Here is a 13,671-nt window from a genome sequence, read left to right as displayed (position 1 = left end):
GCCAGCGCTCCGACGTTCGTCAGTAGCCGGTCACCCGGCGTACCCTTGGCCCCCACGAATACGTGCATCCTTGCATGTTTCGGTCTCGGGGGAGGGGTGGGGAGCCGTGACGGCAAGCGCTGCCCGCTGGGCGCGGCGAGGACTGGTGGCCCTCGCCATGATCATCGTGACTCTCGTCGGCGTGACCGGCGGCACCATGCTCGGCGGCCGGGTCACCGGGGACGTCGGTCCGCTCCGAGTGGAGTTCCGGCTCAGTCCGTCGACCGACGGCGGCAGCGAGATCGCCGTCCCACCGCTGGGCTCGCTCTTCCTGGACAGCCACTCCGGACCGGCCCGGCTCACCGCCCGCCTCGACTCCCTCGACCAGAAGCGCGCCGAGGCGCTGATCCACGAACCGGGCGGGCTGGCCGCGGCCGGAGCCTCCGCGCCGAGCGACATCCGCGACGCCCTGCTCCGGCTGGGCCTGCGCACCGTCGCCGCGTCCGTGCTGGGCACCATGCTGCTCGCCGCGCTGACCTTCCGCTCCACCCGCCGGACGGCCTGGGCGGGAACCCTCGCCCTCGCCGTCACCGGCGGCGCCCTGGGCGCCGCGGCGCTCACCGTACGACCCGCCGCGGTCGCCGAGCCACGCTACGAAGGGCTCCTGGTCAACGCGCCGGCACTGGTCGGCGACGCTCGCCGGATCGCCGACGACTACACCCGGTACGCCGACCAGCTGCAACGGCTCGTCGGCAACGTCAGCAAGCTCTACGGCACCATGTCGAGCCTGCCCGTCTACGAGGCGTCCGCCGACACCACCCGGATCCTGCACGTCTCCGACCTGCACCTCAACCCGGCCGTCTGGCCGGTGATCAAGACCGTGGTCGAGCAGTTCGACATCGACCTCGTCATCGACACCGGCGACATCACCGACTGGGGCAGCGAACCGGAGACCTCCTACGTGTCGATGATCGGCCAGCTCAAGGTGCCCTACGTCTACATCCGCGGCAACCACGACTCGCCCCGTACCGCCCAGGCCGTCGCCGGGCAGCCGAACGCCGTCGTGCTGGACAACTCGATCACCAGCGTGTCGAGCGTGCGCATCGCCGGGATCGGCGACCCGCGGTTCACCCCGGACAAGCAGGAGCAGGAGGGTGGCCCGTGGGACGAGGGGCCGACGAGTCTCCCGGGCTCCGGCCAGCGGCTCGCCGACACCATCCGCGCCGCCGGCGCCCCGGTCGACATCGCCCTCGTGCACGACCCGGCCTCCGCCGACCCGCTCGCCGGGACCGCGCCGCTGATCCTCGCCGGACACACCCACCAGCGGGAGGTCCGGATGCTGCCCGGGCCCGAGGGCGAGCCCGGTAGTCGGCTCGCCGTGCAGGGCTCCACCGGCGGGGCGGGCCTGCGCGGGCTGCAGGGGGAGGAGCCCACCCCGTTGGCCATGTCCGTCCTCTACCTCGGTCCGAACCACCGCCTCGAGGCGTACGACGACATCCGGGTGGGCGGCACCGGCCTGGCTCAGGTGAGTCTGGACCGGCAGGTGATCGATCCGGAGGTTCCGGCGGACGTCGCCGGGGCCGGGGCCGGCGGTGCGGCACCCGAGACGCCCGTGCCGGCTGCGACGACGCCCCAGCCCGCCGGCGCCCGATCGGACTGACCGCCCGCCTCCGGACAGCCGATCCGTGCCGGCGCCCGGCGCGCCTCGTGGACGTCCATCAGCGCCGGAAAAACGGGTGGTCCGCAGCTGTGGCCTCACCGATGATGCGGGCATGGCCACCACTCGACGCGCCGACATGTTCACCGCCGACGGCAAGCCCTCCGACGACGACCCACGGGAGAACGGACCGACGTTGGGCGACGAGCGCACCACGCTGGTCGAGACCCTCCGCTTCGCGCGGCTCACGTTGGAGATGAAGTGCGAGGGTCTCGACGCGGAGGCGATGGCCCGGCGATCCGTGCCGCCGTCGACGATGTCGTTGCTGGGGTTGGTGCGGCACCTCGCCGAGGTGGAGCGGGCGACGTTCCGGGTGCTGATGGCGGGTCAGGACGTGCCGAAGTTGTACTGCTCCGACACCGACCGGGACGGTGACTTCGACGGCGCCGTCGCCGATCCGCGGGTGGTCGCCGAGGCGTGGGACGCGTGGCGGGCGGAGGTGGACTTCGCGAACCGGTTCGTGGCCGAGGCGCCCAGTCTCGACATCACCGCCGAGGACCCCCTGAACCAGCACGGCAGCGGTGGCGGGGCGACGTCGCTGCGCGAGATGCTCGTCGGAATGGTCTGGGAGTACGGTCGCCACATGGGCCACGTCGACCTGCTGCGCGAGCGGATCGACGGACGTATCGGCCAGTAGCCGAGCGGCCCTGCGCGGGGCCCGCCCGGTGGCCGGACGGGCCCCGGCGTCCGCACGTCCCGATTCACCTGCCGTCAGGCCGGTGCGGAGTGGAGGGTGTCCGCGACCGGACGCCGGGCGGTGAGCACGGCGGGGATCGCGGTGAGCACGGCGACGGCGAGCAGGACCGCGAGCGCCACGCCGAGCATCCAGGAGGCGGGCGCGTACCGGATCTCCCCCGCGGAGACGGTCAGGAACAGCCCGATGCCGGCCGGGATCCCGAGGGCGACGCCGGGTGTCGCGGGAAGGAGCTGCGCCACCGCCATGCCCACGGTGACCTCCCCGGGGGTGGCGCCGAGCGCGCGGGCGACGGCCAGGGGGTGGCGGGCGTCGAGGACCGCGGTCCAGGTGCTCACGATCGCGTTGATGAGCGCGAGGAGGCAGAGCACGCCGACGACGAGGAGCATCGCCTGGAGGGTGCGGGTGTCCTGGGGGTCGGCCAGCTCCGATTCGCCGAGCTTGACCTGCCGGTCCTGTGCCAGGCCCATGAGCAGGGCGGCGAGCGCGGTCGTGGTGATCAGGGTGTTCACCATGACGAGCCGGGCGCGGCGGGGGCGGCGGGCGTTGACGCGTACCCCGAGAAGCAGAGCGGTGGGCATCCGGCGGGACAGCCAGACGCGCCACCCGCGGCGACGCGGTGGGGTGGCGGCGTCGGCCAGCGCGTCGACGGTGTCGGTGGTCGCGGCGCGCAGTACGGGCGTCAGCGTCGCCGCGGCGGCGATGGCGAGCGCGAGGGCGGTGACCGTGACCACCGTACGCAGTGCGGGTGGGTGAACGCCGGTGGAGCCGAGGAGTCCGGCGCCAGGGTTGGTCAGCGCGGGGGCGGCGAGCCAACCGGCGGCCAAACCGACGCCGGCGGCGGCGAGCCCGATCATCAGGTACTCGGCGAGATGGACGGCCGCGATCATCGCTGGTCCGGCGCCGACGGCTTTGAGTAGCCCCACCCGGCGACGTTGCTCGACGATGCGGCCGGCGACGATGCTGGCGACGCTGGCCACCGCGAGCATGGTGAGCAGCCAGCTGCCGAGGAGCAAGGCCGTGTGCGCCTTGCGGACGAGCTTGCCGTCCGCCTCGGCGATCGCCTTCCAGCTGCGGTATTCGACCCCGCCTCTGATCTTGTTGCGGAAGGAGGTGCTGGCGTGCGGGTCGGCCAGTTTGAGATTCATGGTGTAGGACAGTCGCTGGCCACCGGCGAGCGCGCCGATCTGGCTACTGTCGACCCAGACGAGACCGGAGCTCTGGATCAGGATGCTGCCCGGGAAGCGCCAGTCGGCGCGCGGGTAGACGGCTCGGGCGGCGGTGACCGCGGTCCCCACCACCTTCAGCGGGTGACCGTTGACCTCGACGGTGTCGCCGGTGTGCAGGCCGAGGGCGTTGGCGAAGGTGGGTTCGACGACCACGCCACCGGGGCGTACCCAGGTTCCGCTGGTCACGGCCGGCCGGTCGAGCGCCGCCGGGGAGGTGTCCCGCCCCTGGACGACCGTCTGCACGGTTCTGCCGTGGGCGGTCATCATCAGATAGGCCATCGGGTACGGCCCGCTCCGTGCGGTGACGCCGGGGGCGGTGGCCAGCGGCGTGAGAGCGGCCAGCGCCCCCGGGCCCGTCGTGACCGGCGTCGCCACCACGTCGGGGCCCGCGGTCGCGGCCCGGGTCCGCTCGTACGGCTCGGCGAGCGCGTTGTCCAGGGCGAGACCGAGGGTGAGCGTCGCGGTCGCGGCGCTGATCGCGAGCAGCAGCAGCACGGTCTCGGCGCGGCGCCGACGCAGGTCCCGTACCAGCAGCCGGCACACGAGCAGCAGACGTCCGCCCACCTCAGCGCCCTCCGCCGTAGATCGTGCCGGTGCCGGCGAGCCAGCTGTCGTCGGCGAACGATCCGTCCCGCATGGAGATCACCCGGTCGGCGACGGCGGCGATGCGCGCGTCGTGGGTGACCACCACCAACGTCTGCCCCGCGACCCGCAGCTCCTCGAACAACCGCAACACCTCGACGGTGGCCGCGCTGTCGAGGTTCCCGGTGGGCTCGTCGGCGAGTACGACCAGCGGCTCGTTGCTCAGCGCCCGGGCGATGGCGACCCGTTGGCGCTGCCCGCCGGACAACGCCGAGGGCAGGTGCGTCGCCCGGTCGGCGAGCCCGACGCGGTCCAGCAGCTCCAGGGCCCGCCGACGGGCCCGGCGGGGTGACTGACCGGCCAGCAACGCGGCCAACTCGACGTTCTCCACCGCGGTGAGCTCGTCCATGAGGTGGAAGGACTGGAAGACGAAGCCGACGCTGTCGCGCCGCAGCCGGGCCAGCGCGCCTTCGCTCAGGGTGTCGATCCGGCGGCCCGCCAGCCACACCTCGCCGTCGCTCGGGCGTTGCAGCCCGCCGAGCAGATGCAGCAGGCTCGACTTGCCGCAACCGCTGGGCCCCATGATCGCGACGGCCTGCCCAGCCGGCACGTCCAGGTCGACCTCGTCGACCGCGCGCACCAGCCCGCTGTCCCGTCCGTACCATTTGTTCAGTCCGCGTGCTGCCAGCACCGTCGATCCGGTCACGCCCCCGCCTTCCGTTCGGTCCGATCACGCCCGGTCCACATGCGCTCGCACGCCTCCAGCCACTCCAGGTCGGCGCGGAGCCGGAGCACGACCCCCTCCAGCAACAGCCCGGCGACCGGGTCCACCGAACGCGCCAGCGCGGCCCGCTGGGCGTCCCGCAACCGGCGCAGCACCTCGCGCCGCTGCGCGTCGACCAGCGCCACCGGATCGGCCAGCCGTGCGGCAGCGGCAGCCACCAGCTTCAGGTGGAACTCGGTGAGGTCCGGCTTCGGCCAGCTCACCTCGGTCAGCCAGGCGGTGACCCGCTGCTGCCCGGCCGGTGTCAGCGCGTAGACGCGGCGGGCCGGACGATCCGGCAGGCCGTCGGCGAGCTGCGAGGTCACCAGGCCCGCCTTCGTCAGCCGGGTCAGCGTCACGTAGATCTGCCCGTCGTTCATCGCCTCGCCGAGCGGCCCGAGCGCGCCCCGCATCCGGCTGCGCAGCTCGTACCCGTACGCCGGCTCCTTCGCCAGCATGGCCAGTACCACGTCCTGCACGCGGGCACCCCTCTGTAGATCAACAATAGATAACCGCTAGCCATGGCGCTGTCAACCTCCGGCGGCGGGGCGCGCGGGATGGCGATGGCGATCGGCGGAGGAGTTCGGCACACCGGACGTGCGGCGGAGACGGACGAATCCGCACGACACCCGCCCTGCCGGCGCTCCTTGCCGGCAGGGCGGGTGTCGAAGGTCAGGCCGTCGGGCCGGGTTACCTCAGCGGACGAAAGTGGTGCCGCACCGCGTAGCGGAAGACGGCTTCACCGAGCGCCGCGCCGTCGACGTCGGCGCTGCGGAAGTGGACGCCGCCCCAGACGCGGGCGCCGATGAGTTCGTCGAGCGCCTCGGAGAAGCTCCCGAAGTGCCGCGTCGTGCCGGAGTCCGCGCTGGAGCCGCTGAACGCCACGTCGTCCCGGCCGAAGAAGTGCCGGTACAGCGACATCCGCGCGCCGGTGCCGCAGGCGTGGCCGGACGGGTACTCGGGGAAGGGCGGCGTGACGAGCAGCGGCGTCCAGCCCGGATCCGCCGCCGTCGCGGGGTTGCCGTCGGCGTCGGCCTGCTGGATGGCGGTGACCGGCCGCCAGTAGCTCCAGTGCTCCTTCTGGCTGAAGCAGGCCACCCCTGAGTCGGCCACGACGAGGTCGGTCATCGCGAAGAAGCGGGCGGTCTGTAGGGCGTTCAGCCGCTGGGTGGTGGCGAGTTGACGCTTGATCTCCCAGTTGGCCGACCGTCGGTCGTGCCACCAGAGCGCCGCCTCGGTCTGGTCCTGGGTGCGTACCGTGCTCGACGCTGAGCCGACCTCGGCGACCTCGGCGACGTCGCGGGCGTACGCCCAGCTGGTCAGCGGCGGCGGGCCCGGCGTGCGGAACAGCGACGCGCGGGGGAGCAGGAACGGGCGCATGTGCCCAGTCCAGGCGCCCTGGGACAGGAAGAGCGGCGGCGTGGGACGCCACTGGCCCGGCTCGGTCCCGTTCGTCCACTGCTGGTCGCCGAACGCGCCGTCGTCCTGCCGCGCGGCGACCATCGCGTCCGCTGCCCGGGCCCCGACCCGGACGCCGCCGCGCTTCGACGGCCCGTCGGGGATCGCGGCGAGCGCCTCGTCGTACTGCGTCCGGAGCCGCTCCTGCTGGGCGGGGAAGAGGGCGCTGAGCACGCCGTGCGCGGCGGTGGCGACGGCGGCCTGTATCGACTCGGTGCCCCGGGCCGCGGGCGCGAGCAGGTACGGCTGGTAGGGCGTGCCCGCGATCGCGTTGACCGCGTCGTAGACGGCGCCGTTCACCATCGCGAAGCTGCGTACCTGCTCGTTCGGCTGCTGCGCCGCGACGTCCCAGATCGCCGTCTGGGCGTTGGCGTCCCAGACGACGACCGGGTTGGTCGTGCCGGTGCCGGCGGCTCCGGTCGAGGCGGTGGCCGCCGGTCCGGACGCGGTGGACGCGATCAGCGTGCCGAGCGCGACGGAGGCGGGGAGGAGGCGGGACCAGAGGCTCCGGCGCGTCGGGCGGCTCGACATGGGGCGCTCCCAGGGTCGGTGCTGCGGTCGGGGTGGCCGTCGACGGCAAGGCATCGACGGATGTCGACTTTATCACCAGGATCTACTGTGGTCAGCCGGCCGTGGCCTGCTCCTTGACCGGGCCGCGGCTGATGACCGCCTGCTGGACCGAGGTGTTCCGCAGCAGCCCGGCGTAGAAGACGACCGCCAGGCCGAAGTTCACCACCACCGCGTACGCCGTCTCGCCGACGTGGAAGGCACCCTCCGCCTCGACGGCGACCAGCCACGCCTCGAGGAAGGTCTTCACCGCCGACACGAGCAGCAGGACGAGTCCTTTGCGGAAGGCCGACCAGGAGGTGCGCATGAAGAGAGCGGCGACCAGCGGTAGCAGGAAGGTGACCGCCAACGACAGGACGCCGGCGAGGTTGGGAGCGAAGAGGTAGGTGGGCAGCTCGGGCAGGATGACGGAGTCCATCTTTCCTCCCTGGGGTGGAGAGGCCGTGTAACCGATGGTCCTCGGCCGCCGTCTCTGTGGCGTCACCACGCCGTCGCACCGTGGCGGGACGGCCCGCCGCGATCAGCGCGGCGATCGTGGCCGAAGAGGCCGGGACCGTCGGACGGGCGCTGAGTCGCGCGGCGGCGGCTCCGGCCGTTCGACCCGGGTGGGGTTGCCGCGCACCAGCTCGTCGTGGATCCGCCACCGGTCGGTGGCGACGTCGCGTCGGGCCGCCTCGTCGCCGTCCTCGAGGCGCTGCCGTAGCCGCTGCATGGCGATCCGGCGGTTCAGGCTGAACTGCCGCTCGGTGTCGACCACGACCACGGTGCCCGTCGGGCGGTGGGTGGCCCGCACGGCCGTGCTGGCCTTGTTCCGATGCTGGCCACCCGGCCCACCGGTACGACAGGCGACGACGTCGACGTCGTCCTCGGAGAAGCCCGTGGTCGGCCCGTCGAGCCGACAGGGACGGGCCACGACGTACCAGTTCTTGCGCCCGGTTCCCGCCCGGTACGGGCTGGGGGCCTGCCAGCAGAGCGTGCCGGTCCACGAGGCGGCGAAGACCTCGGTGTCGACTCCGTCGATCCGGATCAACGCGGAGCGGAGGGTGTCGGGCCGCTCACCGGGCACGGTCCGGACCCGCCGGATCGTCAGGCCCTGCCGGGTGGCGTCGGCCTCGAGGCGGCTCAGCAGGTGGGTGAGCGCCCAGGCGCACTCCTGCGGGCCGCGGCCGGCGGAGAGGAGCAGGTGCACGGTCATGCGCGCCTGCGTCCACGACGGCCGTCCCGGCGGTCGGCGGTACCGGCCTCGGGCGTCTTGTAGGTGACCAGGGGAATGGTGGTGGCCACGGGAGTGGCCAGCTCGTGGTCGACGAGGTCGGCGACGACCCGCTCGATGCGCTTGTAGGCCGAGGGCGCCTCCTCGAAGAGCAGTTGCCGCTCACCGCAGACCACCACCGAACCGACCGGGGTGCGGCGCAGCTCCTCGACCGTGTGCTTGGCCCGGCCGCGACGCAGGGCGTCGGCGCGGGACATCTTGCGACCTGCGCCGTGGGCCACCGAGAAGTTGGCGGCCGGACCGGCGTGCGCGGCCACCAGGTAGGACGGGGTGCCGCGGGTCCCGGCGATCAGCACGTCGCGGCCGTCACCCGGCGCTGCTCCCTTGCGGTGCAGGTAGCGCCCGTCGCGGACCTCGACCAGGTTGTGGCACTGGTCGACGACCGGCTCGGTGGGCTCCGCGCCGAGGGCGAGGGCGACCCGCGCGGCGAGCAGCCGCCGGTTGAGCGATCCCCACCGTACGGCCTCGTCGTGCGCGGTCAGGTAGGCGGCGACGTCGGGCGCGGGGCCGGCGCCGTGGACCTCGGTGTGCGTACGCAGGATCTGCTCGCCGAGCCCACGGGAGCCGCTGTGCACGACGAGCACCAGGTCTGCGGTCTCCAGCCCGAGGCGGGCGGCGTGGCCCGGCTCGAAGACCGTGCCGATGCGGGCCAGCTCCACGAAGTGGTTGCCCCGGCCGACCGTCCCGAGCCCGTCGACGTGGCCGGCGGGAAGGTCGCCCTCGACGACGGCCCAGGCGGGGTCGTCGGCGTCCCGCTCGGGGTCCAGCGGCCGGTCGAGGTCGGGGAACCGGGCGGCGAGCTTCTCGGGCACGGCGCGCTTGAGCCGGATCGGGAACACGGCGATGCCGCAACCGATGTCGGAGCCGACCAGGAACGGATACAGCACGGTGGCGGACATGGCGGCGCCGATCGGCGCGCCTTTGCCCGGATGCAGGTCCGGCATGGCGGCGACGTGGACCATCCCGTCGAGGGCGGCCACCTGCTGGCACTGCCGGAGGGCGTCCGACTCGATCCAGCTCTCGGCCGAGGCGAAGACGGTGACGGTGGCGGGGGTGGCGTGCGGGTGGAACTCCGAAGGGGAGGCGTGCAGAGACAAGGAGGCTCACTTTTCGCGGAGGAAAGAGGGCGGACGACAGCGCGGCGCCGGTCGATGTCACGACGCCTCGGGAAACGTGGGTGGTGTCCGTCAGAACCTCATGCGCACCACCCTCGTGGAACCCGTGGCGTCCGGCAACCGAATTTCAGCCGGCGCGGTGGACGACGCCGGGGCCGTACACCGAATCGCCGTGCACCGGACGGCGTGGTGTCACTCCGGATTCCGGGTCGCAAAGCCCGCCGTTCATCGACGTTCTCGAAAGTGCTCGCCATGACAAGGCTGAGCCGTCGCATATTCGTCCTCGGTGGACTGACCGCCGCGGGCGCCGCGCTGACGCCCCTGCAGGGTGCCCGAGCCGCAGCGCCGTACCCCTTCAAACTCGGTGTCGCCTCCGGCGACCCGGCGCCCGACAGTGTCGTGCTCTGGACCCGGCTGGCGCCGTCGCCGCTGAACGCCGACGGGCAGGGTGGCATGGCCAACGCGGACGTGACCGTCGAGTGGCAGGTGTCGACGAACGCGAGCTTCTCCTCGCTGGTCGCCTCCGGCTCCGTCGCCGCCCGCTACGCCGACGCGCACTCCGTGCACGTCATCGCCGGTGGCCTCGCGGCCGACTCCGACTACTACTACCGTTTCCGCGCGCAGGGCCACATCTCCCCGGTCGGCCGGACGCGGACCGCCCCGGCGCCGGGCACCTTCGGCCGCGACCTGGTGATGGCGTTCGCCTCCTGCGCCCACTACGAGTCGGGTTACTACACGGCCTACCGGCGGATGGCCGAGGACAATCCGGGCCTCGTCCTGCACCTCGGCGACTACATCTACGAAGGTGGCACCAACACCTCGGCGGTACGGCAGCACGTCGGCGCCGAGATCGTGTCGCTGGCGGACTACCGCCGCCGGTACGCCCTGTACAAGTCCGACCCGGACCTGCAGGCGGCGCACGCGGCGGCGCCCTGGCTGGTGGTGCCGGACGACCACGAGGTGGAGAACAACTACGCCAACATGGTTCGCGCGGACAGCAGCCCGGCGCTGACGACCGCGCAGTGGACCGCCCGGCGCACCGCGGCGTACCGGGCCTACTACGAGAACATGCCGCTGCGGCCGACCTCGGCGCCGGCCGGCAACAGCATCCCGCTGTACCGGCGCGTCCGGTGGGGGCAGCTCGCCACCTTCCACATGCTCGACACCCGGCAGTTCCGGGACGACCAGGCGTGCGGCGACGGGTGGAAGGTCTGCTCCGACGCCGACCTGGCCACCCGGTCGCTCACCGGCGCGGCGCAGGAGACGTGGCTGCTCGACGGGCTGGCTCAGCACTACGGCACCTGGGACATCCTCGGGCAGCAGGTCTTCTTCGCCCGCCAGCTCGACGCGAACGGGGCCGCGAACATGGACGCCTGGGACGGCTACCGGGCCTCTCGCGCCCGGATCCAGACCGGCTGGCAGCAGCGTGGGGTCCGCAACCCGATCGTCCTCACCGGCGACGTGCACAACTCCTGGGCCAACGAGCTCAAGGCCGACTACGCGAACCCCGCCTCGGCGACGATCGGCACCGAGCTGGTCTGCACCTCGATCACCTCGGGCGGTAACGGCAGCGCCACCACCACCATCCCGAACGCGGCGACCAATCCGCACCTGAAGTTCTACTCGAACCGGCGCGGCTACGTCCGCACCACGATCAGCCGCAGCCAGATCCGGGCGGACTTCCGCTCGGTGAACACGGTGACCGAGCACGGCGCGGCCGTCTCCACGGCCCGCTCGTTCGTCATCCTCGACGGCCGGCCCGGGCTGCAGGCCGGTTAGGAGAGAGAAGATGTCGATGTCACTACTGACCGCACTGCTCGTCGCGCCCGTCCTGGCGGTACCGGGCGCCGTCCCCGCCGCCGCGCCGACCGCGATGACCGCCGAGGCCGTCACCTGGACCACGGCGAACAGCGCCTCCGCCGGCGACCAGGACCTGTCGGCCGTCGCCATGAACCGCAACGGCCAGGTGGCGGTCGTCTGGGAGGACGACCGGGACAGCACCAACCCGGCGGACGACACGCACAGCGAGATCTTCCTGCGGCTGTTCCGCGACGGCGTGCCGGCGTACGAGGTGAAGCTCTCCGGCAGCGGAACCAGCGGGGCCGCCTGGCGGCACATCAGCCCGGACGTCGGGCTCGACGACCGGGGCAACGCGGTGGTGGTCTGGGCCGCCGACGGCGACGGCAACGGCGTCTACAACATCCAGTACCGGGTGGTGTCGCCGGCCGGGGCGGTGCTCGGCTCCGGCCAGGTCAACGCGAGCGACGCCGGGCAGCAGATCTGGCCGAAGGTCGCAGTGGACCCGGACGGCGCGCCCAACAACGCCGCCGCGGTCGGGTTCGCCGTGGTCTGGGAGGACATCCAGGGAACCGCCCCCGCCACCGTCCGGGCCGCCGGTTACACCGCCGCCACCAGCAAGGCGTACGAGGTGACCGCCTCCCAGACCACGGGCGCGCACCACCGCCCCGACGTGGCGGTCTCCGCCTCAGGCGAGGCCCTCGTGGTCTGGGACGAGGACGCCAACGCGAACGGCTTCTACAACATCGGCCTCGCCCGGCTGGCGCGATCCAACGGATCGGTGGTGCTGTCGCGGCGGACGGCCAACGCGCAGAGCGACGGGCAGCAGCAGCGCGCCTCGGTCGCGGCGAACTTCGCCGGTGACTTCACCGTGGCGTGGGAATCCGATCACACGGGCACCCGCGGTGTCTGGGAGCGCTCGTTCGGTGCCGCCGGCGCCGCCCGGCACGCCGAGGTCCAGGTCTCCGGCGGCGCCGGCGCCACCGCGCCCGGCGTCGGCATCGACGACCAGGGCAACGTCGTCGTGGGGTGGACGGTCGTCGGCGCCGACTCGGACGTCTGGGCGCGGGGCCTCAACCCGGACGGTACGGCCGGCGGCCGGCTGCCGGCCCAGGCGTTGAGCCAGACCACGACCGGTCGTCAGGACCAGATGGCCGTGGCAGCCTCGCCATGGGGTGAGGTGACCGTCTGCTACACCGACGACAACGACGGGAACACGTTCGACCAGGTGCTCCTCGGCCTGGGTACGACCAACTCCACCTGGCAGGTCTCGGCGCAGGAGCTGCGCCGGATGAAGGCCCGAGCCGCGAACCGGGCAGGCTGACCGGTACGGATATCCCAGTGGGAGGGGCTCGGTTGACCTCGGTGCCGTGACGAGGTCACCGAGCCCGCCACGGACCGCGCGGGGCTCTTGCGGGCCGATCGGCCGCTGCCCCGGGCGGGGGAGATCCTGGTGCGGTAGCTCCGCCCGTACGAGCAGCGGCGCCGGCGGGCGTTAGAGTCTGAGCCGCGTGTGGCGTCACCCGGGCCGCTCCGGCCGGCAGGGTCGCCTGAGCGCGGGCCGGAACTCCGGCTTCCCGGCGTCGATCCTGCCCGGAAGAGAGAACCTCATGGCGTCCTTCGATGCGTCGGAACTGCGCGAAGGCTCGCGTCGGCGAGCCGCCGCACGTCCCCGGGGGCCCGCGCTGGCCCGCGTGGCGGACGTCGAGGGGCCGAACGGCCTGCGGCTGCGCCACTACCGCCCGTCCGAGCAGGCGCGGCCGCGGGTGGTGTTCGCACACGGAGGCGGCTTCGTCCTGGGTGACCTGGACACCCACGACCGGATCTGCCGGCGGCTCGCCGACGCCTGCGACGTCGAGGTGCTCGCCGTCGACTACCGGCGCGCGCCCGAACACCCGTACCCGGCGGCCGTCGACGACGTGGTGGCGGTCCTGCGCTGGGCTCGGCCGGTGGCGGTGGCCGGGGACAGCGCCGGCGGCTACCTGGCCACCATGGCCTGCCTGCGCCTGCGCGACGCGGGCGAGGAGCTTCCCGCCGGGCAGGTCCTGATGTTCCCCAACACGGACCTGACGCTCTCGCAGCCGAGCATCGTGGACGAGGGGTCCGGTCACGCGTTGGACACCGACTTCCTCGTCTGGGCGGTCGAGCAGTGGACGCCGCGGGCGGCCGACCGGGCTCCCGCCAGCCCGCTGCTGACGACGGACCTGCGTGGCATGCCGGCCACCGTCCTCGTGACCGCCGAGCACGATGCGCTGCGCGACGAGGGCAACGCCTACGCCCGCCGGCTGGCCGAGGCCGGGGTGCGGGTGCTGCACCGTCAGGAGCCCGGCCTGGAGCACAACTTCATCCAGCAGGAGGCGACCTCCCCGGCGGCCGCCGCGGCCGACGACCGGCTGTTCGCGGACGTCCGGACCCTGCTGAACGGCTGAGCGGGCGGTCCCGGCCGGACCGGTTCCCCGGCGGCTCGCCGCAGGGGAAGCACGCCCGCGCCGCGGAG

12 protein-coding genes are annotated in these 13,671 nt (G+C 73.1%); 5 read left to right on the top strand and 7 right to left on the bottom strand.

The genetic code is table 11. The annotated features are described in order from the left end of the window. Nucleotides 1-58: 58 nt before the first annotated feature. Nucleotides 59-1,639 (top strand): metallophosphoesterase family protein, encoded by a 1,581-nt coding sequence (locus D7044_RS02165; RefSeq protein WP_411710960.1) that lies wholly within the window; start codon nucleotides 59-61, stop codon nucleotides 1,637-1,639. A gap of 112 nt (nucleotides 1,640-1,751) precedes the next feature. Further along, nucleotides 1,752-2,333 (top strand): DinB family protein, encoded by a 582-nt coding sequence (locus D7044_RS02160; RefSeq protein ID WP_120676147.1) that lies wholly within the window; start codon nucleotides 1,752-1,754, stop codon nucleotides 2,331-2,333. Between the two features lie 74 nt (nucleotides 2,334-2,407). Here the strand turns inward: D7044_RS02160 and D7044_RS02155 are convergent, their stop codons facing one another. From D7044_RS02155 to D7044_RS02125, 7 genes are all read right to left on the bottom strand, one after another. Beyond that, nucleotides 2,408-4,183 carry an ABC transporter permease gene (locus D7044_RS02155; RefSeq protein WP_120687773.1) on the bottom strand — a complete coding sequence of 592 codons (1,776 nt, stop codon included), beginning with the start codon at nucleotides 4,181-4,183 and terminating at the stop codon, nucleotides 2,408-2,410. 1 nt (nucleotide 4,184) lies between these two features. Beyond that, nucleotides 4,185-4,907 (bottom strand): ABC transporter ATP-binding protein, encoded by a 723-nt coding sequence (locus D7044_RS02150; RefSeq protein WP_199716415.1) that lies wholly within the window; start codon nucleotides 4,905-4,907, stop codon nucleotides 4,185-4,187. Further along, nucleotides 4,904-5,443 (bottom strand): PadR family transcriptional regulator, encoded by a 540-nt coding sequence (locus D7044_RS02145; protein ID WP_120676151.1) that lies wholly within the window; start codon nucleotides 5,441-5,443, stop codon nucleotides 4,904-4,906. Before D7044_RS02145 ends, D7044_RS02150 begins: the two co-directional genes overlap by 4 nt. Before the next feature lie 211 nt (nucleotides 5,444-5,654). After that, nucleotides 5,655-6,953 (bottom strand): vanadium-dependent haloperoxidase, encoded by a 1,299-nt coding sequence (locus tag D7044_RS02140; RefSeq protein ID WP_120676153.1) that lies wholly within the window; start codon nucleotides 6,951-6,953, stop codon nucleotides 5,655-5,657. A 91-nt stretch (nucleotides 6,954-7,044) separates the two neighbouring features. Continuing rightward, nucleotides 7,045-7,407 (bottom strand): hypothetical protein, encoded by a 363-nt coding sequence (locus tag D7044_RS02135; protein ID WP_120676155.1) that lies wholly within the window; start codon nucleotides 7,405-7,407, stop codon nucleotides 7,045-7,047. A gap of 102 nt (nucleotides 7,408-7,509) precedes the next feature. Then, nucleotides 7,510-8,184, bottom strand: a complete 675-nt coding sequence (prfH, locus tag D7044_RS02130) for a peptide chain release factor H (protein ID WP_120687772.1) — start codon at nucleotides 8,182-8,184, stop codon at nucleotides 7,510-7,512. Further along, the gene (locus tag D7044_RS02125) at nucleotides 8,181-9,359 is read right to left on the bottom strand and encodes an RNA ligase RtcB family protein (RefSeq protein ID WP_120687771.1); all 1,179 of its coding nucleotides are present in this window, start codon (nucleotides 9,357-9,359) and stop codon (nucleotides 8,181-8,183) included. The genes prfH and D7044_RS02125 overlap by 4 nt, the downstream gene beginning before the upstream one ends. Before the next feature lie 270 nt (nucleotides 9,360-9,629). Between D7044_RS02125 and D7044_RS02120 the strand changes: the two genes are divergently transcribed. From D7044_RS02120 to D7044_RS02110, 3 genes are all read left to right on the top strand, one after another. After that, entirely contained in the window at nucleotides 9,630-11,156 is a 1,527-nt protein-coding gene (locus D7044_RS02120) for an alkaline phosphatase D family protein (protein WP_120687906.1), read from the top strand. Nucleotides 11,157-11,166: 10 nt separating this feature from the next. Next, nucleotides 11,167-12,498 carry a hypothetical protein gene (locus D7044_RS02115; protein WP_233564836.1) on the top strand — a complete coding sequence of 444 codons (1,332 nt, stop codon included), beginning with the start codon at nucleotides 11,167-11,169 and terminating at the stop codon, nucleotides 12,496-12,498. Between the two features lie 286 nt (nucleotides 12,499-12,784). Next, nucleotides 12,785-13,603 (top strand): alpha/beta hydrolase, encoded by an 819-nt coding sequence (locus D7044_RS02110; protein ID WP_120687770.1) that lies wholly within the window; start codon nucleotides 12,785-12,787, stop codon nucleotides 13,601-13,603. Nucleotides 13,604-13,671: the final 68 nt, after the last annotated feature.

Origin of the sequence: Micromonospora musae (assembly GCF_003626635.1) — a bacterium.
In the GTDB taxonomy this organism is placed as follows: Bacteria; Actinomycetota; Actinomycetes; order Mycobacteriales; family Micromonosporaceae; genus Micromonospora; species Micromonospora musae.
The sequence above is the reverse complement of the archived record's forward strand: the minus strand, read 5'-3'. Positions and strand labels throughout refer to the sequence as shown.

Excerpts from the sequence above, each read along its gene's own strand:
- D7044_RS02160 (WP_120676147.1), top strand. The coding sequence starts at position 1,752 with ATGGCCACCACTCGACGCGCCGACATGTTCACCGCCGACGGCAAGCCC.
- D7044_RS02140 (WP_120676153.1), bottom strand. The coding sequence starts at position 6,953 with ATGTCGAGCCGCCCGACGCGCCGGAGCCTCTGGTCCCGCCTCCTCCCC.
- D7044_RS02135 (WP_120676155.1), bottom strand. The coding sequence starts at position 7,407 with ATGGACTCCGTCATCCTGCCCGAGCTGCCCACCTACCTCTTCGCTCCC.
- prfH (WP_120687772.1), bottom strand. The coding sequence starts at position 8,184 with ATGACCGTGCACCTGCTCCTCTCCGCCGGCCGCGGCCCGCAGGAGTGC.
- D7044_RS02120 (WP_120687906.1), top strand. The coding sequence starts at position 9,630 with ATGACAAGGCTGAGCCGTCGCATATTCGTCCTCGGTGGACTGACCGCC.
- D7044_RS02115 (WP_233564836.1), top strand. The coding sequence starts at position 11,167 with ATGTCGATGTCACTACTGACCGCACTGCTCGTCGCGCCCGTCCTGGCG.
- D7044_RS02110 (WP_120687770.1), top strand. The coding sequence starts at position 12,785 with ATGGCGTCCTTCGATGCGTCGGAACTGCGCGAAGGCTCGCGTCGGCGA.